This is a genomic window from Myxococcus sp. AM011 (assembly GCF_013372595.1).
GTDB lineage: Bacteria > Myxococcota > Myxococcia > Myxococcales > Myxococcaceae > Myxococcus > Myxococcus eversor.
On sequence record NZ_JABXEM010000056.1, the window covers coordinates 1 to 22,236 of the forward strand.

Sequence of the window (22,236 nt, forward strand, 5' to 3'; positions counted from 1 at the left end):
CCCCTCCAACGACGCCACCGGCCACCCCGCCCGCCACGCCTCCCTCGACGCCACCCTCTTCCGGGGGCGCCTCGGGCTCTGGCGCCTCGGGCTCGGGCTCGACGGGCTTCTCCACCTCCACGACGGGTTTGATCTCCACCGGCTGGCGGAGCTCCGTGCGGGGTTTCTTCTCCACCTGACGCGGAGTCGTCCTGCTCGGCGCGGGCGGAGGCGGTGGAGGCGGCGGGGGCGGCGCCTTGACGAGGTTGAGCACCACCTCGATGGGCTGCTCCGCCTCGAGGACGATGGGCTTCACCACCAACATCATCACCGCCACGATGCCAACGTGGACGGCGACGGAGAAGGCGGCGAAGCCGAGGATTCGTGTGGAGGGAGGGTCGGTTTGCTGCGCGAACATGCCGAGTCGGCACATACCACAAGCCGGGAGCGACTCCTCAGGATGTAATCGTGCTGCCCCAGCATAACGAGGGGCTGTCACGTGGAAGCCACTCAACTGATACCTGAGGACCTGAGAGTCGTGCTAGAGGGCCGCCACCTCGTCCCATCCCCAGAGGTTTTTTCCGTGCAGACAAAAATGAAGTGCGTACTCGGGCTCGCTGCAGCCCTGAGTGCGGTGGCGTGTGGTGAGTCGAACGAGGAGGTCGGTGACAAGTACCAGGGAGTCATCGACGCCACGAACCTCGACTCCAAGTTCAGGCCCGTCAGCGGCGTCTACCGGCCCGCGGCGGCCAAGGCGAAGGGCACCAGCGTGCCCTTCTTCAACCTGGGTCAGGTCCCCACCGAGCGCAAGGACGACCGGGGCGTGATCACCAACTCGGGCGTTCCCGTGGATGAGACCGGGCGTCCCTTCCTCCCGGCGAGCCGGGTGGTGGCCACGTCGTACGACTTCGTGGACGGCTGCAAGACGGGCAAGGCGGACTTCGACTTCCGCAACGACAGCTTCCCGGAGACGGTGCAGTGGCCCGTCTTCGCCACGCTGCCGCTGACTGTCACCGGCAACACCACGCCCCACGTGCTGCCGCTGTCGAAGGTGACGCGCTGGACGGGCACGGGCGCCCAGCAGTGCAACGCCATCAAGGACCTGGCCTCGCTCACCAAGGGCTCGTTCGGTGGCGCCGCCGAGGAGGCCACGAGCATCTCCCTGCGCGCCATCATCGACGTCTCCGCGCAGCTCAACCCGCTGCGCAGCGGCTCCGAGTTCACCTCCCAGGGCGGCTGGTACCGCGGCCTGCAGCTGGCCTACCTGGACGGCGGTCCCGTGCAGGTGGATGAGGCCGGCAACGTGGTGGCCATGGACGGCGTCCTTGTGAGCCCGCCGACGGGCGCGCCCGCCACGGAGACGCCCGTGTACCTGTTCTCCTCTCTCCCCGGAGAGGAAGGCTGGTCGCCGGTGGTGCGCCTGCGCACCTTCACCGCGACCGCGGCCAAGCCCGCCTCCAGCTACACCGGCCTGTGCGTCGACGCCTGCGCCGAGACCGAGCTGAACCTCACCACCGTCACCCGGTACGCCGGCGTGCTCTTCGTCGTGGGGAGCACCCTGTGAGTCCCCCCCTTTCTCCCCAGAGCCCTTCCATGAAGACGACTCTCCTCCGGGGCAGCGCGCTGCTCTTGCTCGCGCTCGTCGCGGCCCTCCCCGTATCCGCCCTCGCCGCCGGCCAGAACTACGGCCGCATGGCCGGCTACGTCTATGACCCGACGGGCGCGCCGCTCGCCGAGGTGCCCCTCACCGTGACGGGCCCGGCGCTGCAGCTGCCCCAGTCCCGCACCAGCGGCGAGGACGGCCGCTTCGAGTTCGACACCCTGCCCCCGGGCGAGGGCTACGTCCTCGAGGTCAACGTCCCCGGCTTCGCCCCCATCAAGAAGGCGGGCATCACCGTCCTGCTCGGCCAGGCCACGCAGGTGGACGTGAAGCTGGAGGTGTTCACCGAGCAGACGGCGGTGGCCACCTACGAAATCGTCGAGAAGGTCAACCCCATCATCAACCCGGACTCCGCGCAGACGGGCGCGGTGATGAACGCGGAGAAGGCGGCGACCTCGCCCGTCTTCACGCAGGTGCAGGCCATGCCCCAGTTGGTGGCGGGCGTGGGCAACGGCAACGCGCCCAGCCTGCGCGCCGGCCTGTCGCGCTACGGCAAGTTCTTCATCGACGGCATGGACACGTCCGACGTGGTGGACGGCAGCATCAGCTCGCCGATGAGCTTCTACGCGGTGGAGAACTTCGAGGTCATCACCGGCGGCTTCGACGCGCAGTACAACTCGCTGGGCCTCATCGAGAACGTCGTCAGCAAGAGCGGCTCCAACAAGTTCACCTACGACGTGACGATGATTCTCTCGCCGGCGTGGGCCAACGCGAAGTACCGGGGCGCGGCCAACCAGCCCACCAACGTGGCCAACTACACGCAGAATGAAGTGCCCCTGTCGGAGACGGCCTTCTACAGCCCGCTGGTGGGCGTGGGCGGCCCCATCATCAAGGACAAGCTGTGGTTCTACGTCTCCGGCCAGTGGAACTTCTCCAAGCGCGACACGCCGCTGGGTGAGGAGAGCCGCACGACGGACACGCAGACGCGCCTGGCCCGCCTGAAGCTCACCTGGCAGCCCACGCCGAAGGACCGCCTGTCCCTGGCGTTCAACTACGACAACAACACCATCACCAACCAGGTCGCCTCGACGTTCGCCTCCCCGGAGGCGGAGACGCAGATCGACCGCGGCGGCTTCTTCGCCATCGTCAACTACGACCGCAGCATCTCCGACAACGTCCTCTTCCAGCTCCAGACGGGCACCACCTACAAGGACATCTGGCAGGGGCCCATGAACGAGGACTCGCAGGATATCGCCCACACCTACAACAGCGTCACGTACCGGAACGCCGGCGCGCTGCGCAACGAGGTGGGAAATCTCGTGACGGAGCAGCGCAGGCGCTACCAGTTCGACCCGACGCTGCTCTTCAAGCTCAAGAACCACCAGATGAAGGCGGGTCTGCAGTTCAGCTACCTGAGCGGCGACAAGACGACGCAGGTGATTGGCAACCAGCGCTTCAATGACCGCGGCGGCGAGTGCAATCCCGAGGACCCGACGACCTTCGCGTTCTGCAACGAGCGGCTCGACTTCTACAACACCGACGGCGTGCAGGCCCCGCTGAGCACCGAGGCCGGCACCCTCATCTCCAGCGCCTTCCTCCAGGACCGCTGGAACGTCAACCGCTACCTCACGCTGGTCGCGGGCATCCGCGCCGACGTGGGCCGCCTGTACGGCGATGACAACCTGTTCATCACCAACCTGGTGGGCGTGGGCCCGCGTCTGTCCGCCACCTACGACATGTTCGGCAACCGCACCACGCTGGTCAAGGCGCACTACGGCCGCTCCAACGAAGTGGGCGACGTCTTCATCGCGCAGCACGCCAACCCGGAGCTGCTCACGGTGCGGTCCACCTTCGCCGGTGGCGCCTTCGCGGACTGTGCGCCGGACACCGTCGGCAACGCCCAGTGCAGCGTGGCGGGTGGGGCCTCCGGCCGCTACTTCGACAAGACGAGCCACACGCCTCCGCACGTGGACGAGCTGGCGCTCGGCCTGCACCACGCCATCACCGAGGGCTCCGTCATCGGCGTCGACCTCACCTACCGCAAGTACTCCAACATGTGGGTGGACGAGGAGATGAACCGCATCTGGGATCCGTCCGGCACGCGCGTGGTGGACTACGTGGACGGCGTGAATCACACCATCGTGAAGATCCACAACCCGGATGACGCCTGGCGCGACTACAAGGGCATGGACCTGTGGGCGCAGGGCAAGACGGGCCCGTGGGATCTGCTCGCCAGCTACACCCTGGCCTACAGCAATGGCACGGTGGGTGACTACTTCGACGGCTACGGCGTGAATCCGCGCTTCAAGCGCTTCTTCGAGGGCCCGTCGCCGGAGGACATCCGCCACACCATCAAGGGCGCCATCGGGTACACCACGCGGTTCGGGCTCGATTTCGGCGTGCGGTTCAACTACCGCACCGGCGCGCCCATGTGGATGTTCACGGAGGGCACCGTGGACCGGCAGCGCGTGGCGCGTTCGGACCGCGGCACCGGCCACTCCTCCAACTCCAGCACCAACCTGCCGGACTTCAATGACCCGTCGGCCGTCTCCGAGCTGCGCCAACCGAGCCAGTTCCTGTTCGATGTCCAGGCCCGCTACGACCTGAACCGCATCGTGAAGACGCAGGAGACCAAGATGGAGCTCACGCTCATCATGTTCAACGTCCTGAACAACAGCGACGTCACGTTCCTGCAGGAGCAGTACCGCCCCACGAACAACCGCTTCGGCACGGCGACCAGCCGCCGCAGCCCGATGCAGGCCGAGCTGCTGCTGCGCGTGCGCAACTAGCCACACCCGCGCACGTGGGGCCCTCGCTTCCGGAAGTCTGACAGCCGGAAGCGAGGGCCCTTGAATCAGGCGGGGTCGACGTTCTAGACGGGCATGTGCCTTCCGCCCTCCGTCCCTTCCGTCTCGGGCTGCTGTCCGCCCTCCTCGTCGCCTGCGCTTCCTCCACGCCGTCCGTGCCGGAGCCCGCGCCCGTGCCCGCGCGAGCGAGCGAGGCGAAAGCCGCGCCGGAGCCCCTGCGCATCTCCGTGGTGGGGACCAACGACCTGCACGGCTGGGTGATGCCCTCCAAGGCCACGCTGCCGGATGGCACCAGCGTGGAGCAGGGCGGGCTGGCGACGCTCGCGGGGTATCTGTCCATCCTGCGCGCGGAGAACCCGGATGGCGTGCTGCTGCTGGACGGCGGAGACCTCTTCCAGGGCACGCTCGCCTCCAACCTCACCGAGGGCGCGGTGGTCATCGGCGCGATGAACGCGCTCAAGTATGACGCCTCGGCGCTCGGCAACCACGAGTTCGACTACGGGCCGGTGGGGCCTCGCTCGGTGGCGCTCGAAGGGGACGACCCGTTCGGCGCGCTCAAGGCGCGAATCCAGCAGGCGCGCTTCCCGGTGCTCGGGTTCAACGTCACCGACGCGCAGACGGGCGTGGCTCCCACGTGGCTGGGCAACGAGGGCACTCTGCTGGTGGAGCGGCGCGGGGTGCGCATCGGCATCGTCGGGCTGGCCACGCCTCACACGCCGCAGGTGACGAATCCGGTGAATGTGGCGAGCCTGCGCTTCGCGGCCCTGGAGCAGTCGGCGCTCGCGGCGGTGAAGGCCTTGCGCGCACGAGGGGCCGAGGTCGTGGTCGCGGTGGCGCATGCGGGCGCGGTGTGCAAGCGCGGGGATGACCCTCGCGACGCGTCGTCCTGCGACCGCGGGGACAGTGAGATTATCGAGCTGTTGGAGACACTGCCCGAGGGGACGTTGGACGCGGTGGTGGCCGGGCACACGCATCAGCCCGTGGGCCACTTCATCAAGGGCACACCGGTCATCGAGACGTCGGGCCGGGGTCGCGCGTTCGGGCTGGTGGAGCTCTTCGTGGACCCGGTGACGCGCAAGGTGCTTCCCGAGCGGACGCTGTTGCAGGGCTCCATCCCGGTGTGCGCGCGCATGGATGCGACGCTGGGCACGTGTGACGAGCGGAAGCTGAAGGCGGCGAAGGGCCTGCGGCTCGTCCCCGCGACGTTCCGTGGGAGCGCGGTGGTGGCTGACGCGGCGCTGGAGGCGGAGCTCACCGAGGCGTTCGCCCGCGTGGAAGAGGAGCAGAAGCGCTCGTTGGGGGTGAGTGTGCCGGCGGCGCTCGGCCGCAACTACGACGCGGAGAGCGCGCTCGGAAACGTGCTGGCGGATGCGCTGCGCGCGGTCTCCGCGACGGACGTGGCCCTGCTCAACAGTGGCGGCCTCCGCGCGGACCTGCCGGCGGGTGACCTCACCTACGGCGCGGTCTACGAGGTGCTCCCCTTCGACAACACCCTCGCCGTCCTCACCCTGTCCACGGCGGAGCTGAAGCGGCTCTTGGAGGCGGCCTACGGACGCAAGGGCACCTTCCAGGTGTCGGGGCTGAAGGTGAAGGTCGAGCAGTGCAACGGCGTGTCGCGGCTCGCCTCCGTCACCCTGCCGAACGGCAAGCCGCTTCCGGCCAGCAAGCGCTTCCGCGTGGCCATGCCGGACTTCCTGGCGCGCGGGGGTGGCGGGCTGGAGGACGTGCTCAAGACGCTGGCGCCCGCGAGCATCGACCTGGGCGAGAAGCAGGCGCTGACGCTGCGCGACGCGCTCGTCGAGCACTGGAAGACCCAGAAGAAGCCGCTGGTGGCGCCGGCGTCCGGCCGCCTCCAACACGTCACCGCGACGGCGGGTTGCCCCGCGGAGACCACCGGGAAGCCCTGAGAGCACAATAAGCCGGGCCCGTCCGAATCAGGGCGGGGTTCGCCCTATATGCCCTCTACCGTTCGTATTCAGAGGCCCGAGGTGGGCCCTCGACATCCTGAACGGAGCCGATGGTATGCGGGCACAGGGACAGAACGACGGGGCGCGGGACTTCGACTTCCTCATGGGGACCTGGCGGGTCCACAACCGACGGCTCAAGGAGCGACTGAAGGGTTCCACGGAATGGCTGTCGTTCGAGGCCACCGCCGAAGAGCACCCCCTGCCTGGCGGGCTTGGAAATCAGGAGACCCTTCGCAGCGAGTTCTGGCCCGGGTTCGTGGGTCTGGCGCTCCGCGTCTACAACCCGGCGACGAAGCAGTGGTCCATCTCCTGGGTGGACAATCGCAACCACACCATCGACCCACCCGTGCTGGGCGGCTTCTCGGGCGACGTGGGCCAGTTCGAGACGAACGACACGTTCGAAGGCCGCGCCATCCGCGTGCGCTTCACATGGACTCGACTGGGACAGGACACCGCGCGCTGGGAGCAGGCGTTCTCCCCCGACGAAGGCAAGAGCTGGGAGACCAACTGGGTGATGGAGTTCACCCGCGTGAAGGCGTGAACCGACATTCCCACGACGCCCCACGCTGGCAATGCTCGGAGCCACGATTCATCCAGACCTCAACAGTTAGTCTCGTTTTTACGAACTTCCAACTCTTGAACAGGGAAATGCTCGGAGGGACGTCGCGCTGTCCTGGCGGGACTGCCAGGCGGACGGCGCATCCTCGCTGTCAGCGAAACGAGCCCCCATGTTCAAGAAGGCAGCAGTCTTCGCGGTGACCTGTGGCGCCTTGCTGGTCGGCTGCAGTGCCGACCCACAGGCCGAGAACGAGGAGATCATCTCCAACCTTCTGGAGGCCGGCTTCCCCGCCGACGACATCCTCATCGCCGACGACGCCGTCTACGTAGGCCGCGACGCGCACGTCACGCTCGAGGCGTCCCGGGAGATGCTCCAGGCCACCTCGGAGAGCCCCGAGCAGTACCGCACGACGAACCTCGTCGGAACGGGCGTGACGAAGATCTGCGTCAACTCCACCGCCGCGTTCGACAGCTACACGTTTCTGAGCCAGGGGCTCGACCTGGCCATCGCCAACTACAATGAGCGCGGCCTCCGCATCACCTTCGCCCGCGGCCCGGCCACTGGCTGTACCGCGAACATCACCGCGCAGACGACGACAGGCACCGGCGGCTCGGCGGGCTTCCCCTCGGGCGGTCTGCCCTACGGCATCATCAACATCGGCACCGGCCTGAACAGCTACAGCGCCGACGTGAACGAGCACGTCATCACCCACGAGCTGGGCCACGCGGTCGGCTTCCGTCACTCGGACTACTACAATCGCAGCATCAGCTGCGGCTCCGGCGGCGACGAGGGCGATGCGGGCGTGGGCGCCATCCACATCCCGGGGACGCCGACCACGGCCGTCGTGGGCGGGTCCATCATGAACTCCTGCTTCCGCTCCACCGAGACTGGTGAGTGGACCAGCTCCGACAACACCGCGCTGGATTACCTCTACGGAGGCACCATCCCCAGTTGCTCGAGCATCAACTTCACGTCCTATCGCGGACAGAACGGGACGCAGATTCGCTGCAGCTGCCCGGCGACGAGCTCGGGGACGGTGTGGGGCACGGACCTCTATACCGATGACTCGAACGCCTGCGCGGCCGCGGTGCACGCGGGCGCGATTCCCTCCACCGGAGGCACGGTGGTCGCCGTCATCCAGCCGGGACAGAGCAGCTACACGGGCACCACCCGCAACGGCATCACCACGCTCTCCTACAGCGCCTGGGACGGGAGCTTCTCGTTCCAGCTCCCGCCCGCGCAGAGCTGCTCGAGCGTCAGCTTCACGTCCTATCGCGGGCAGAACGGGACGCAGATTCGCTGCAACTGCCCGGCGACGAGCAGCGGGGTCGTGTGGGGCACGGACCTCTATACCGATGACTCGAACGCCTGCGCGGCCGCGGTGCACGCGGGTGCGATTCCCTCCACCGGAGGCAATGTGACTGTCACCATCCAGCCGGGGCAGAGCAGCTACACGGGCACCACCCGCAATGGCATCACCACGCTCTCCTACAGCGCCTGGGGCGGGAGCTTCTCCGTCAGCCCGTAGCCGCCACATCGACAACTCGCGGTCGAGACGCGGGACGGTGGTGGAAACGCCACCGGACCTCGTCTCGGACATGCCCTCCGGGACAGCAGCTCCCGGAGGGCGTGCGGACGCTTCAAGACAAACCAATCCAACGACCGGAGATACACACCCATGACACGGGAGCGCCGCATGACCCCAGGGAATCACTCGAGGTTCCTGGCAATCGGAATGCTTATGGCGGTCTTCGCACTCGACGCCCATGCGCAGACGAGCAACGCCATCATCGTCGAGAGCGTCAATGACTACGGACCCAACGACCAGTTGGGCAACTCCATCGCCAATGGCGACGGCTTCATGCAGAACATGGTCTTCGCGGGCAGCAGGTGGGCCACTGGCGCGCGCTACACGAACTCCGCCGTCTACGACACGGACTTCGTGGACTTCGCACGGAACTCACTGGGAGCGGACCAGACCTACTTTGACCGCGCGGGTCGGGCGGTCGCCTTCTTCACGGGCCATGGAATCACCGACCATGGCTGTTCGACGGTCTCTTGCACGACGACAGCCACCTGCAATCAACCCGGCACCGCGACAGGGGGTGGTGTTGCCCGAATGCCCGGCACCTGCCGCTTCAGTCCCTTCGATGCGCCGCGCTGCTGCTACATGGTGGACCGTCAGGCCGTGACTCACAGCACCGGGGACCGCTTCGGCGGGCTCATCAACTACACCCAGGGACCCATCCGGTTCGGAGAGAGCCCCCAGTCGGGCGCCTGGGCCGGCGCCGGCACGGATGGCGGCGCCAACCTGGTGGTGCTCGACATCAGCCACGGCATCCTTCCTCCGTTCTGGGCGCACACGTTCGTGAACGCCAGCGCGGGCGTGCAGCTCATCGCCACCATGATGACCGCCGGCGGGGACACCGCCAACGTGCCGGACCGCGGCGCGACCTTCGCGATGTTCTACCGGGCCAACGAGAACAACCGCGCGTCCGAATCCTGGGTGCAGACGATGAACTCCCTGCCAGCGAACGAAGGAGGCGGCTGCCCGGGAGGAGGCGGAGGACATGGCTTCAACGGCTGTGGCTGCAACATCGTCATCGGCATGGACAACTCCGCCGCGCGCGCCTCGGGCTCCATGGCCGAGAGCTGGGTCCAGCTCGCGAACGATTCCAATGACGCCTTGGGCAATCAGTTCTACTCGGCGCGATGGGTTTGCAACTACGCGCTGCCCGCCACCAACCAGAACGCCTGGGAGCTGCCATGAAGACGGTCCGCGAACTTTCCCTGAGCCTCGGCGCGTGCCTTTCGTTGCTGTGCACCGGCCCGGCGCTCGCACAGCCCCCCGCCCCAGGACTCATCGCCACGGACAAGGGCGGTGCGGTCGGCTACCAACACTCCATGGAGCGCTCCCGCTTCCTGTCCGGCCCGCCTGGAGTCGCCCTGCGTCGGCTCGATGAACATGGCTTCGCGAAGGTGGTGGGCCCCGATGGCGTCTTCGCCACCCACCTGGGCAATGGTCTGGTCATCGCCACGCCGAGCAACGGCTCGTCCAAGGAGGCCGTGGGTGTCCTGGCGCCCCCTCCCGACCTCCGCTACACGCTGGGACCAGACAAGCACAATGCCCAGGTCATCGAGTACTTCCGCGCGGCGGGAGTCCCTGGCGACCAGATGGGTGGCGTGCATGCCAACACGTACCTGTCATCGCACGGTACGACGAATGAGTCGCGACCGGCGCAGCCCCAGGTCGACGGCTATGCCTCCATCCTCGAACGGACCGTCGGAAGGTTCTCCGTGGTGGACTCGGTTGCCTGGGCACGGCTGAGCAATGACGGCAGGGTCGTCAGCGAGTGGGTCTACTGGCCCGCCATTCCCGCCAAGGTCCTGGAGGACGCCAGGCGACTCGAGGCGCTGGTCGCGAGCGGCGACAAGAGCGGCTTCCTGGCGCGACTGCCCTCCGGCTTGCCGTCTGGGAAGGTGGTCATCCGCCATTCCTCCGCGGTGGTGGATGGCGGCTTCGAAGCGTTCGCGAGCTATGACATCGCGGAGAAGGTGCTCGTGCCCTCGGCCATCGCCGGGACCGGCCCGGGAGCATCGCGGCCCACGGCGAGCATGATTGTCCGGCACTTCGATGTCGATGGCGTCGAGCGTCGACTGCCTCAGGAGCGGCGCTCCGTGGGTCAGGACTCGCCGCGCCAGTAGGACCCGGCTCGTTCCAACGCCCGCCCCGAGCGCCTCAAGGCTTCTCGGACGCGAGCGAGTCGACGATGCGACGCACCTGGTTCGTGCGACCCGTCTCCGTACGGGTCGTCACGACCTCCAGGATGAGTGCGTAGCGCCGCGTCTTGCCGAGCGCCTCGAAGGCACGCGCGGCCCGGGGGCTCGCGGACAACGCCGCCGTCAGGTCGCCGGGGACGGTGGCGTTTCGCTGCGACGCGTAGGCCGCGGACCAGCGTCCGTCGGCCTGGGCGGCGGCGACTTCGGCGAGGCCCGCGGGGCGCATCCTGCCCGCGGCGAGCAGCGCCTCCACCTTCCGGACATTCACCTGGGACCACCGGCTGCGCGGCCGGCGCGGCACGTACTTCTGGAGATAGAAGCGCTCGTCGAGCGACTTCCGTTGGCCGGATATCCAGCCGAAGCAGAGCCCCACGTCGACCGCCTCGTCATCCGTCAACGAGGGGATGCCCGTCCCCTTCTTGGCGAGCTTCAACCAGACCCCGGCGCGAGCACCCCCGTTCTCTTCCAGCCACGCCTCGAACTCCGCCACGCCACGGAACGCCTTCACCGGGGCCTCGGCGACGGCACCTCGCTCAGCGCGCGCCATGGCGGGCTCCGAGGACGTCGAGGTAGTGACGATTGAACATGAGGCCCAGCACGTTGCCGAAGGGGTCGATGACCGACGCCGTGACGAAGCCAGGGCCTCGTTCGGTGACGCCGTCCAGGAGCTCGGCGCCCCGTTCGAGCAGCCGCGCGAGCGCACCGGCGACGTCGTCGACGTGCCAGTAGGCGACCACCCCACCCCGGCTCGTGTTGAGCCCCTGGGGCGCGAAGCGTCGGTCGATGATGCCCAGCTCGTGCTGATAGTCGCCGATGCGGAACTCGACGGAACCGGGCCCACGCCCGGTGGCCTCGCTGCTGAAGCAGGGCTCGACGCCGAGCAGCTCCGAGTACCAGCGGGTCGCCGCTCGCAGGTCGTCCGACCAGAGCTTGAGGGTGCTCATTCCGCGCAGGAAGGTCATGGGTCTCTCGTGTCGGGGCCGCGTTCGTTCGCGACCTGGAGACTGTCTCCCGTAAAGGTGACAGAATGAGTCACCTTTGAAACGCGAACCCGTCAGCGACCGCCTGGACCGCGTCCTCGGCCTCCTCGCCTCCCGACCCTCGTGGACCGCGTCGGAGCTGGCCGAGGAGCTGGACGTCTGTGTGCGAACCATCCGGAGGGACTTGTCCCGGCTCGCGGCTCGCGGAGTCCCTATTGAGTCGGACGCGGGGCGAGGCGGCGGCGTGCGCGTGCCACCCCGGACGGGACTGGGACGCGTTCAGCTCGACACCCGGGAGGCCCTTGACCTCATGCTCGCGCTGGCGCTCGTGGAGCAACTGGGCTCTCCCCTGCTGCTCTCCACGCTCAAGGGCTTGAGGCAGAAGCTCTCCGCCTCGTTTCCACCGGAGGAGCGCTCTCGGGTGAGTGGGCTGCGCCGGAGGATTCTCATCGGCCCCAGCTCGAGGAACGTCACCGCGACGTGGAAGGCACCCAGGGCCGCGGTGCTCCGCCCCATCCAGGAGGCGTTCTTCGAGCAACGCGCACTGGAGCTGACCTACCGCGCGAACGACGTGAGCACCGTGCGCGTCGTGGAGCCACACTACCTCCTGCTCAGCTGGCCCGCCTGGTTCCTGCTCGTCTGGGACCATCTGCGAGGGGCGGTGCGCATGCTCCGCGTCGACCGCATCGAGTCAGCGCGCCTCACCGGGTTGACGTTCCGGTTGCGTGGTTCGGAGTCGATGATCGCCACGCTCGGCGATGTCTTCTCCGCGCTCTGAGCGGTCGGCCCCACCCCAGAAGCCAGCCCGTCCTCAGGCCGTGGGGGCGACGGCCTTTTCGGTGACTTCCGAAGGGGTGAAGCGGTCCTTGAGGCGCAGCAGGGGGCGCTCGAAGAACCGCCACGACAGGACGGCGAGCGCCAGCAGCACCGCGTACTCGAAGAGAAACGAGAGCGCGGTGGCGGCGACGCTGGATGGAATGAGTCGGGAGAACACCGGCCTCAGGTAGTGCGCACTGACGGGAAAAACGAACGCATGGAAGAGGTAGAGGCCATAGCTGATCTGCCCCATGAAGCGCAGCGGGCCCCACTGAAGCACGCGTTGAAGAACCTGGACGCGTCCGGTGAGCACCCAGCCCAACAGGCTGGCGAAGCCCACCGCGACCCACGTGTACAGGCCCGACACCAGCAGCGCGCGAAAGAGGGGGCCACCCATCCCTTGGAGCGCTTCGGGAGTGTGGATGGAGTGGTCACGGTTGAAGAACACGGTGCCGAGCCCGAAGGCCATGAGCAGTACGGGTGCCGCGAGGCGACGGCCCCATCGCGCCAGGGACTCCGCGGTGTAGCGGCCGTCCACCACGCCCAGCGCCAGGAGCCCTCCGAGGGCCAGGCCCTCCAGATGGAACAGGGGAAAGGTGTAGAGCAGATGGGGAGAGGCGCCCATCGACAGTGCGGCATGGCGAGCGATGGGAGAGAGCAGCACGAGCGTCCAGAGCAGGACGCGCAGTTGCCCGGGACGCAGGAAGAACACCAGCAGGGGCCACACCAGGTAGAACTGCTCCTCGATGGCCAGCGACCACGTCACGTTGAGCGGTGGTGGGCCGAAGTCCGGCAACCAGACGTTCTGGAGGTAGAGCGCGTAGAGCGTCCACGGATACCGCTGGGTATCGAAGGCCATGGCGGGCAGCAACCCGCCCATGAGGCCGAAGACGAAGGCCAACATCACGAAGTACAGCGGCCAGATGCGCAGCGCACGCCGCATGTAGAAGGCTCGGAAGTACCCGCCGCGATCCCGCGTCTGCAGCAGGATGCGGGTAATCAGGAAGCCGGAGAGGACGAAGAAGAGGTCCACGCCCGCCCAGCCCATCTGGAAGAGGCCGCCGATGGACGCCGTCCGGATTTCGCCCAGCGAGTGATAGGCAATCACCAGCAACACCGCCACGCCGCGCAGGCCATCCAGCGCGGGAAGGTGTGCGGACAACCGCAGGGGCTCCGGGGGGACGGTCGTCATGACGCGTGGACCATACCTGGGATTCATGGGGTGGCTGTACGCCTGGACGGTCTGCCTCCGGCCAGGGCGAGCACCCAGCCTCGCTCCGCCGGATTCCCCGACCGCTGGACGTCCGGCGCCACCAGGACGCCCCGGGGTCGCCTTGACAATCCATGCCTTCACATCTAAATGTATTTTAGATCAATCACTCACGAGGACACCTCATGCCGCGGCTCGACACGCCTGCCATCGCCTTGTTCTCCCTCGCCTGTGGTGTGCTCCTGGGCGCGTGTGCGACGCCCATCGGCTATGCATCGGGGACCTCCGCCACGGAGCGGGACTCGCTGCACCGCTCGACGGTGGCGCCCGCCGTGGACATGGAGGCGCCGTTCATCGCGCACACCGTGGAGACAGACATCGCGGTGCCTCCGGACCGGCTGTTGCCCTGGTTGGTGAATGTTCCGCTGGAGCGCATCCTCTTGGGGACGGAGAAGCTCGCCGGCATCGAGCGGACCGATGTCCTCTCCCCTTCCTGGGGCGGCCCGGGAGCGCGGCGGCGGGTGGTGCTGCGCGACGGGAACACCTCTCTCGAAGAGCTGCTCCTCGTCGAGGAAGGCCAACGGTTCCGGTACGTCGTCTGGAACTTCACCAACGAGGCGCGGCGCGCCGTCCAGTACGCGGTCGGCGAGTTCAACTTCACGCCGACCTCGACAGGGACGCACCTGCGCTGGACCTACCGCTTCCGTGGCAATGGGTGGCCCACCGAGGGCATCCTCAAGGACTTCGTCGAGGAGGACTTCGCCGGGTACATGAAGGTCGGCATGGAGCACATCAAGGCGGAGTCGACGCTCGACCTGGCGGCGCGGTCCAACTGACGACGCGGGCGGCCTCGGCCTATGCTCGCCACGGAGAACCGGGAGCCCCGTGGCGAACACACCCAAGACGCGTCAGACCGTGGCCAAGAAGCCCCCGAAGCCTCGCGGCTATCACCACCTCGACTTGCGCCGCGCACTGCTGGACGCGGCCATCGATTTCCTGCGGGAAGGCGACGTCACCGGGCTGACCATCCAGGTCCTCGCGCGAGCCGTGGGGGTGTCTCCCGGAGCGCCCTACCACCACTTCCCCGACAAGCAGTCCCTCCTGGCGGCGCTGGCCACCGAGGGCTACGACCTGCTCGCGGAGCGCGTCGCACGGGCCGTGGCACATGAGCCCACCGTGCCGGGCAGACTCTCGGCGGTCGCCGCCGCGTACCTCACCTTCGCGAAGGAGCACGCTTCGCACTACCGCATCATGTTCCTGCCCGAAATCGAGGACCGGGTGCGCTTCGCGTCCGTCCACGAAGCGTCCGACCGCTCCCTTCAGACCCTGTTCGAGGTGGTGGCCGAGGGCAATCCCGGGCTGCCACTCGAGACCGTCGTCGCCCGGGCCATCGCCGCCCTGTCCCTGTGCCATGGCTTCGCATCGCTGCGGTCCGCGGGGGTGCTGGGAAACATCCCCGGGATTCCGAAGGTCGAGCTGCTCGAGCAGGTCGCCATCGCCGAGGTGGTGACCGTCGCGCTGGGGGCTGGCGCCCGTCGATGACCGACCTGGAGCGCCTCCACCCCGGAAGACATGGCGCGAGGGCTACCCTTCGCGGCGCCACAGACTCGGACGGCTCGCGAACAGCTCCATCGTCCACTCGATGAAAACGCGCAGTCCGGCGGCCTGCTGGCGTGCGGGCGGATAGACGAGGAACAGGGGCCGGGATTCGGGCTGCCATCCTTCCAGCACCTGCACCAGCTCACCGGTGGCGACGTACGGCTCCACCACGAAGCGCGGCGCGAACATGACGCCCAGGCCGGCCAGACCGGCGGCCAGGTATGCGTTGGTTTCATTGAGCGTCAGCAGGCTGCGTCCCTGGACCTCCAGCCGCTCGCCGTCGCGGAGGAACACGAAGGGGAGCTCCTTGCCACTCAGCGACGAGAAGTAGCTGACCACCGCGTGCGCCGGCCCCGCCAGCTCCTGCGGGTGACGTGGCGGCCCGTGACGCTCGACATATCTGGGTGACGCGCACAACCAATAGCAGAGGTCCCCCAGGTGCCGCGCCACCAGGGACTCGTCCTTCACGCCACCGCCACGAATCGCGCAGTCGACGTTGTCCGCGAGCAGGTCCACGACACGGTCACTCACCCCCAGCTCGATGTGCATCTGCGGGTAGCGCGCGTAGAACGACGACAGCGCGGGGACGATCAGCAGCCGGGAAAGAGTTCCACTCGACTCCACCCGCAGGCGTCCTCGGGGGCCACGCCGTGACTGGGACAGCGTGGATTCGAGCTCCCGCACCTCCCCCAACAGGCGCAGGGCCTGGTGGTAGTAGGTCATGCCCTCCGGCGTGACAGTCACCCGGCGCGTGGTGCGGTGCAGCAGCTTCACGCGAAGCTGCGCCTCCAGTTGCTGGATGAGCCGCGTCACCGCCGTCTTCGGGCGGCCCAGCGCGTCGGCCGCCTTGGTGAAGGTGCCACTCTCCACCACGCGGACGAAGGCCTCCATGGCCAGGAACCTGTCCATCTTCCACCTCCACTCGCGGCATATCGCGTCCATCCTGTGCGCCCCAGGGCTCCGCGACGCGCTCCTGATTGTTTCTGGGGTGAAACAGTGTGTGAGAGGAGCGCCCGTTTATCCAAGACGAGGCCGGGCGCTATCTCCTCTCCCATGACAAGACCCCTGCCTCGCAGTGCCTTCCTCGCAGTCTCACGCGCCCTCACGATGCTGGTGCTGGCCATCGCTTCACTGCTTCCGGCCTCCGCCCACTCAGCCGCGCCCCAGGTGCGAACGCAAGCGCCTGGCTTCTACCGGATGATGCTGGGCGACTTCGAAATCACCGCGCTGTCCGACGGAACCGTTCCACAAGTCGTGCGCGATGTGGCGACGCACACGACGCCGGAGCGGGTGAAGGAGTTGCTCGCGCGCGACCACCTCGAGGACCCCGTCGAGTTGTCCATCAACGCGTTCCTCGTCAACACCGGCACGGCGCTGGTGCTCGTGGACACGGGGGTGGGCAGCTTCTTCGGCCCCGGCGTGGGCGGCCAGCTTCAGCAGAGCATTCAAGCCGCGGGCTACCAGCCCGAACAGATTGACGTGGTGCTGCTCACGCACATCCATTCCGACCACTCCGGCGGGCTGATGTCCAACACGCGCCGGGCGTTCCCCAACGCCATCCTCCAGGTCCACGCGCGCGAAGCGGACTTCTGGCTCGGGCGTGAGAAGCCGAGGGGAAACGTGGACCCGAAGTACTTCGAGGAGGCGCGAGCGATGGTGGAGCCCTACCGCGTCGCCGGGAAGCTGAGGACGTTCGGCGGCGGGGACTCCATCGTCCCGGGCATCCGCGTCATGGCGACCGTTGGACATACGCCGGGGCACAGCAGCTACGTCATCGAGAGCCGGAGGCAGCGGCTGGTCTTGTTCGGTGACCTCATGCACTTCGGCTCGGTGCAGCTTCGTGAGCCCTCGGTGACGGTCGCCTATGACGTCGACGACCGCGCCGCGGCCGCCCAGCGAGCGCGTGTGTTCGCGGACGCCGCGGCGCGCGGAGACCTGCTGGGCCTCGCGCACATGCCCTTCCCCGGACTGGGTCGCCTGGGCGCGGAGGGGAGGAGCTACCGGTGGATTCCCGCCAATTACAGCTCGGGCCAGCGGTGGCCGGAGGCGAAGGTCGGCGCGGAGTGAGGTGAAGCAGGGCGACGGCATTGATGGCCTCCAGGAACAGTTGGAGGCCATCCGTGCCTGCGACAGCGACGCGACGCTGACGATGGACAAGACGGCCGGGAGCCGCCTCTCGGCCGTCAACCCGTGGCAGTGCCAGCGCCCCAGGCCGAAGAGGCCGCCCCACGAGTCGCGGGCAACCCCAGCCGCATCCAGAACGGAATAGTCCCCGGGAATATCCGGCGCGGGCTCCGTTCCCCTCCCCGACAGCCTTCACGACACCGCCGCGGGCCCGCGCTCCTCCCCGAGCGTGGCCCGCGCGAGTCGCATCGCAGTCCCTGACCCAGGGCGCCCTGGAAGTGCCCACAGCCCCGGGAGCCGCGCACCTGCGCGTGCTCCACGGGAGGAGTGTGTTTCATGCGTTCGTTGAGCCCGTGGTGTCTCGGAGTCCTCCTGGCCCTGATGGCCTGCGGAGAGGCTTCCGAGGAGGAAGTGAACGACGTGGAGGCCCTGTCGGCGGCCCCGCAGACGCTCAATGGCGCGTGTGATGACACCCGCCTGGCCTGGGCCTCCGCGGGAGACCCGTCCAACGTCTGCGCGGTGCCCTGGCAGTACGGACTCGACTGCAACAAGTCCGGCACCAACAGCAGCTGCGGCGCCCTCACCGGCTACCAGCAGAAGACCTGCTTCAACTATCCGTCGTGCCGCCTGCCCCAGTTCGGCGTCGAGAGCCGCAAGACGACGGCCTTCAATACGACGGTCTCCTCCTGCTCCTCGTACTCGGAAGAGATTTGCAGGCCCAAGCCGCACACGCCTGAAATCGAAATCTGCACGACGGTCACCCGCTTCAACTGCGCCACCCAGTGCCTCTCGGCGGCGAACGCGAAGCGCAACAGCCTCCCGCTCGCGGACCGAAACCTCGTCACCATCCAGAGCTACAACGGCGCCGGCGAGCTGGAAACCTCCTCCGGCTCCTGCTCGTACACGCTGACCCAGTGGCCCACGTACATCCTCAAGGCGGACGCAGCCTGCGGAGCCTCCACGGGCAGCTACTCCTGCGACGACACGACGAAGCCCATCTACCCCACGTGCCGACACAACAGCTTCGGCGATGACGTGGTGTCCGCGTGCAACGCGAACCCGCTGTACCACACGGCCGGCACCTCCCTGTCCGCCGTGAAGCAGGCCGCGTCAACGAAGTGGGGCGCCATGAGCCCGAAGAACTACGAGGCCTCCCCGCTCTATGTGCAGCAGCCGTTCTGCCGCACGTGCGACCACCTGGCGCTCACCGCCCAGTCCACCACCACCCAGGTCACCGCGAAGTATGACTGTCTGCTGCAGCAGGGCCTGGCCTCGGGACTCCCCGCAGGAGCCGGAGGCGCGCAGCTTCGCGGCGAGGTCGTCTCCCGCCTGAAGCTGCTCTTCGAGCTGCACGGCCACCAGCTCACGCCCGCACAGGCACAGTTCATCCGAGGCCTGTATCTGTCAGACCCGAGCGCGAACACCACCTGCAGCGCCGGCTTCATCGCCCCGACCACGACCGGCTGCGGCGTCAGCCTGACCGCCCTCAACGCGGCGATGGACACCTGCACCCGCTTCGCGTCGGCCCATGTCCCGGGCATCTCCGCCCGTTCCCAGGTCTCCTACTGCGTGGGCCTCGCCTCCCAGGCGGCGGCGGTGCCCGCGGGCGTCTGCCAGGGCGACGTGTACCGCGAGAAGTACCACGCCATGTGGGTGAAGCTGTACGAGCGGACCCTCTCCGACTTGCGCCGCGAGGACGTCCCCAACGACACGCTCCAGCGCAAGGTGCCCAACGCGGAGGACGTGCGCACCCACCTGAAGTCCATCAGCGACTGGTACGCGGTGCAGCAGGCACAGATGTTCCCCGGCGCCCTCAACAGCCCGGTGCTGATGAAGCAGCTCAGCGAGACGTTCGGCATGTTCTGGAAGGTCGCCTACGAGAACGCCCTGCTCAACGTGAATGGCCTGCCGCTGCACGCCCAGCCGCTCAACGCGGGCCTGCTGGTGGACCAGGCGGTGCTGGAGGCGACGCTGACGGGGACGCCCGCGATGAGCGGCCCTCCCCTGCTGATGCTGCTGGGTGACGGCTTCAGCGGCCTGTTCCAGCGCATGGAGGACTTCAGCTACCTGCACGACCTCGGCTGCCGCTTCAAGGGCTGCGGTGGCGGCACGGTGGACACCGAGACGGGAGAGCTGTGGGCGCTGTTCGGCGCCGTGCCGGAGGCCCCCTCGCTCCAGGCGGCGATGGCGGCGGCCAACAAGCTGAACACGGCCGGAGAGGACCACGCGGGCTGGGTCGCGGTGTTCGGCCTGCTGCACGCAAACCACGCAACCTTCACCCAGGCGGTGCTGTCCGCCACGGGCGAGACGACCTACAGCCCCGCCCTGCTCAAGAGCGGCGCCGCGGGCGCTCCCGCTCCGCTGGCCCGCTGGGCACAGATGGTGGAGAAGGCGGATGCCTGTTCCAACAGCTACGCCAAGTCTGGCTTCTTCGTCAGCACCTCGCGCGACACGCTGAAGACGGGCATCGAGGAGTACAAGGCCAACTTCATCAATGACGTCGTAACGACGCGCAAGAGCGCGCTCACCACGGCCCTGAACGAGTTCACCCAGCACCGCACCGCGCTCATCAACGAGGTGCTCGGCGAGGTGGCCAACGCCGCCAACCAGAAGACGGTGCGGACCACGCTGGCGCGCAAGCTCAACGAGTTCTACTCCCTCAACGCGGACCTCGTCGGCCTCCAGGACAACCTGGAGCTGCAGCGGACCCAGTTCAACGACTTCGCGGCGGCGTTCAACACCGCGCTGGACATCGAGTCGCCGAACCTGGGCACGGACATCCAGCGCGGGCCGGTGCAGGTGCTCAGCATCGGCGCGGATGAGGCACGCCACGCTCCGGGTGGGACGTTCAACATCCTCACGCTCGCGGTGCGCCAGCCGGGCCCGGGTGGCGCCGGCGGTCCCCAGGCCTTCGGCATCCCCGCGTTGCGCGGCGAGCTGCTGAACTTCGAGGTGGCAGGCGACTACACGCCGAGCTGCGCCATCTCCGGAGCGGTGCTGCCCCACCCCACCAGCAACGCGCCGACCGCCATCAACCTGGGCAACGGCAAGGCCCTCACGGGCCCCGGGGGCTACACCGTCACCTTCTCCGGCAGCGGCTATCAAGCGGAGAGCTCCAACCTGTCCATGTTCGCGAAGAGCTCGGTGGAGACCCGGCTGTGCGCGGGCGTCAAGACGGAGGTCGGCGCGGAGTTCTTCGGCAACGGGACGACGGCCTACGTGTCGGCCGAGGCCTGCGTGAACAGCTCGACGGGCATCGAAGGGACGTACAACGAGAATTCCGGCAGCGAGCAGCGCAGCACCGCGAGCTTCTCCATGGGCCTGCGCCTGCCGAACACGCCCTTCCCGGACGCGCCGGTGGGCAGCCTGCTGCTGGTGGCGATGACGCCGGGAGGCACCAGCCGCAACCACATCCGCGACGTGCAGGTGCTCCAGTCGCCGCACACGGGCGTCATCGTGGAGGCGGACAGCGACTACTTCCTGGTGGTGAACGACGTGGGCTCCTGCATGGACGACGTGTCCCACCGGCTCACGGTGAAGAGCGTGCGGCTGATGCCCACCGGCGAAGCCGCCCGGGCGCTGGGCAAGGCCATGGCCACGGTGATGACCGAGCTGCGCGGGGCGACGCCGGCCCACGTGGAGCAGGGGCGCGTGACGAACGCGGAGCTGGAGGCCCTGCGCGCCAACGCCGAGTCGCGACTGCTCCAGCAGTACAGCGTGGAGTGCCCGGGCTGCCAGTTGAGCGGCATGCCGGACATCTTCAGCTCGCTCTTCGTGACGTTCGTCACCCAGGAGCTCGCCCGACTGGAGCGACTGGTGCAACTGCGCACCGTGGAGCGCGCGATTGAGCTCCAGCTGCTCGACATCCAGTCCCTGGCGGATGACCTGACGAATGGCGCCAACCAGGCGCGGCTGCTGCGCCTGTTGCCGCTGTGGCGCCTGCGCAACCTGGATGGCGAGGAGCTGCGTGACAAGTCGCGCGCGTTGACGGGGCTCGTCACCGAGTACCTCTACCCGACGCTGGATTTGCGCCACCCCAACTCCCTGGTGAGCTTGAAGACGAACGCGGACATCAACGCGCTGTTGCAGGCGAACTGGTCCGATGACTTCACGGTGCTCGCCGACAAGGCGCTCGCGGCCGTCACCGCCGTCGAGACGGCCCTGGCCCAGGCGCGCATCACCGACAAGCTGCCCAAGGACGTGGCGATTGCGTTCGCCTTCCCCAACCCCGCGTTCAGCATGCCCACCCAGTGGCACGCGGCGAACGCGGAGCGCTCGGAGACGCTGTGGAACACGCTCCTGGCGGGCTCGGGCGAGGTGAGCATCACCCTCACGCCGGAGGACCTGTACAGCGTGGGAGGTCAGGGTGGCGCGCTGCTCTGCCAGCACCACATGCCCATCATCAAGAACCTGGGCATCCAGGTCGTCCGCCCCTTCAGCAGCACCAACGCGGCGGACTCGCAGGCGGGCCTGACGGTGCCCGTGCGGTGGGGTGACGTGCTGTCCCATCCCTCCACGACGGGCCTCAAGAACTACGTGATGCTCAACCAGGACTTCCTCGTCGGGGCGCCCCATCTCCTGTTCGGCAACGACATCGAGGTGTTGACGCTCTTCGCGCAGGACCTCCAGCAGCCGTTCTCCGCCATCGCCGGCAATGGCCTGTCGCCGTTCGGCACCTTCAACATCCGGCTGGGCAACGTGCCTTCCGCGCTGTTCGACGAGGCCTCGGCGCTGGTCATCACCATGAAGGTGGACGTGCTGGAGCTGGCGACTCCGGTCTCCGGCGTCACCGTCTGCCAGTAGTCCCTCTTTGGT

16 protein-coding genes and 1 pseudogene are annotated in these 22,236 nt (G+C 68.0%); 12 read left to right on the forward strand and 5 right to left on the reverse strand.

What is annotated here, in order from left to right:
• Positions 1–397, reverse strand: a pseudogene (locus tag HUW62_RS14330) (PaxA); the annotation flags it as partial.
• 177 nt (positions 398–574) lie between these two features.
• On the opposite strand from HUW62_RS14330, the gene HUW62_RS14335 reads away from it, so the two are divergent.
• From HUW62_RS14335 to HUW62_RS14365, 7 genes are all read left to right on the forward strand, one after another.
• Positions 575–1,543, forward strand: coding sequence for a hypothetical protein (locus tag HUW62_RS14335; RefSeq protein WP_163861578.1), 969 nt, complete (start codon positions 575–577; stop codon positions 1,541–1,543).
• 29 nt (positions 1,544–1,572) lie between these two features.
• On the forward strand, positions 1,573–4,368 hold the full coding sequence (locus HUW62_RS14340; protein WP_176434768.1) for a TonB-dependent receptor: 2,796 nt from the start codon (positions 1,573–1,575) through the stop codon (positions 4,366–4,368).
• 95 nt (positions 4,369–4,463) lie between these two features.
• Complete coding sequence (locus HUW62_RS14345; protein ID WP_176434769.1) at positions 4,464–6,293, forward strand: 5'-nucleotidase C-terminal domain-containing protein; 1,830 nt, start codon at positions 4,464–4,466, stop codon at positions 6,291–6,293.
• 115 nt (positions 6,294–6,408) lie between these two features.
• The gene (locus HUW62_RS14350; RefSeq protein WP_176434770.1) at positions 6,409–6,894 is read left to right on the forward strand and encodes a hypothetical protein; all 486 of its coding nucleotides are present in this window, start codon (positions 6,409–6,411) and stop codon (positions 6,892–6,894) included.
• Between the two features lie 187 nt (positions 6,895–7,081).
• Entirely contained in the window at positions 7,082–8,440 is a 1,359-nt protein-coding gene (locus tag HUW62_RS49660; RefSeq protein WP_176434771.1) for a M57 family metalloprotease, read from the forward strand.
• A gap of 213 nt (positions 8,441–8,653) precedes the next feature.
• A complete protein-coding gene (locus HUW62_RS14360; RefSeq protein ID WP_163861565.1) occupies positions 8,654–9,682 on the forward strand; it encodes a hypothetical protein in 1,029 nt (342 codons plus the stop codon).
• Positions 9,679–10,617, forward strand: coding sequence for a hypothetical protein (locus tag HUW62_RS14365; RefSeq protein WP_163861562.1), 939 nt, complete (start codon positions 9,679–9,681; stop codon positions 10,615–10,617). The genes HUW62_RS14360 and HUW62_RS14365 overlap by 4 nt, the downstream gene beginning before the upstream one ends.
• A 34-nt stretch (positions 10,618–10,651) precedes the next feature.
• Here the strand turns inward: HUW62_RS14365 and HUW62_RS14370 are convergent, their stop codons facing one another.
• Both HUW62_RS14370 and HUW62_RS14375 read right to left on the reverse strand, forming a co-directional pair.
• Positions 10,652–11,239 (reverse strand): YdeI family protein, encoded by a 588-nt coding sequence (locus tag HUW62_RS14370; RefSeq protein WP_163861559.1) that lies wholly within the window; start codon positions 11,237–11,239, stop codon positions 10,652–10,654.
• Positions 11,226–11,654 (reverse strand): VOC family protein, encoded by a 429-nt coding sequence (locus HUW62_RS14375; RefSeq protein ID WP_176434772.1) that lies wholly within the window; start codon positions 11,652–11,654, stop codon positions 11,226–11,228. The genes HUW62_RS14370 and HUW62_RS14375 overlap by 14 nt, the downstream gene beginning before the upstream one ends.
• A 76-nt stretch (positions 11,655–11,730) precedes the next feature.
• Here HUW62_RS14375 and HUW62_RS14380 point away from each other — a divergent pair, with 76 nt between their 5' ends.
• Positions 11,731–12,450, forward strand: coding sequence for a YafY family protein (locus HUW62_RS14380; RefSeq protein ID WP_176434773.1), 720 nt, complete (start codon positions 11,731–11,733; stop codon positions 12,448–12,450).
• Positions 12,451–12,483: 33 nt separating this feature from the next.
• On the opposite strand, the gene HUW62_RS14385 is transcribed toward HUW62_RS14380, so the two are convergent.
• Positions 12,484–13,680 carry an acyltransferase gene (locus HUW62_RS14385; RefSeq protein WP_176434774.1) on the reverse strand — a complete coding sequence of 399 codons (1,197 nt, stop codon included), beginning with the start codon at positions 13,678–13,680 and terminating at the stop codon, positions 12,484–12,486.
• A 203-nt stretch (positions 13,681–13,883) separates the two neighbouring features.
• Between HUW62_RS14385 and HUW62_RS14390 the strand changes: the two genes are divergently transcribed.
• Positions 13,884–14,534, forward strand: coding sequence for an SRPBCC family protein (locus tag HUW62_RS14390; protein ID WP_163861547.1), 651 nt, complete (start codon positions 13,884–13,886; stop codon positions 14,532–14,534).
• A gap of 49 nt (positions 14,535–14,583) precedes the next feature.
• Entirely contained in the window at positions 14,584–15,240 is a 657-nt protein-coding gene (locus HUW62_RS14395; RefSeq protein WP_163861544.1) for a TetR/AcrR family transcriptional regulator, read from the forward strand.
• A gap of 42 nt (positions 15,241–15,282) precedes the next feature.
• On the opposite strand, the gene HUW62_RS14400 is transcribed toward HUW62_RS14395, so the two are convergent.
• The gene (locus tag HUW62_RS14400) at positions 15,283–16,206 is read right to left on the reverse strand and encodes a LysR family transcriptional regulator (protein ID WP_176434775.1); all 924 of its coding nucleotides are present in this window, start codon (positions 16,204–16,206) and stop codon (positions 15,283–15,285) included.
• 144 nt (positions 16,207–16,350) lie between these two features.
• On the opposite strand from HUW62_RS14400, the gene HUW62_RS14405 reads away from it, so the two are divergent.
• The gene (locus HUW62_RS14405; RefSeq protein ID WP_217911320.1) at positions 16,351–17,364 is read left to right on the forward strand and encodes an MBL fold metallo-hydrolase; all 1,014 of its coding nucleotides are present in this window, start codon (positions 16,351–16,353) and stop codon (positions 17,362–17,364) included.
• 393 nt (positions 17,365–17,757) lie between these two features.
• Positions 17,758–22,224: a hypothetical protein gene (locus HUW62_RS14410; protein ID WP_176434776.1), complete on the forward strand. Its 4,467-nt coding sequence runs from the start codon at positions 17,758–17,760 to the stop codon at positions 22,222–22,224.
• Positions 22,225–22,236: the final 12 nt, after the last annotated feature.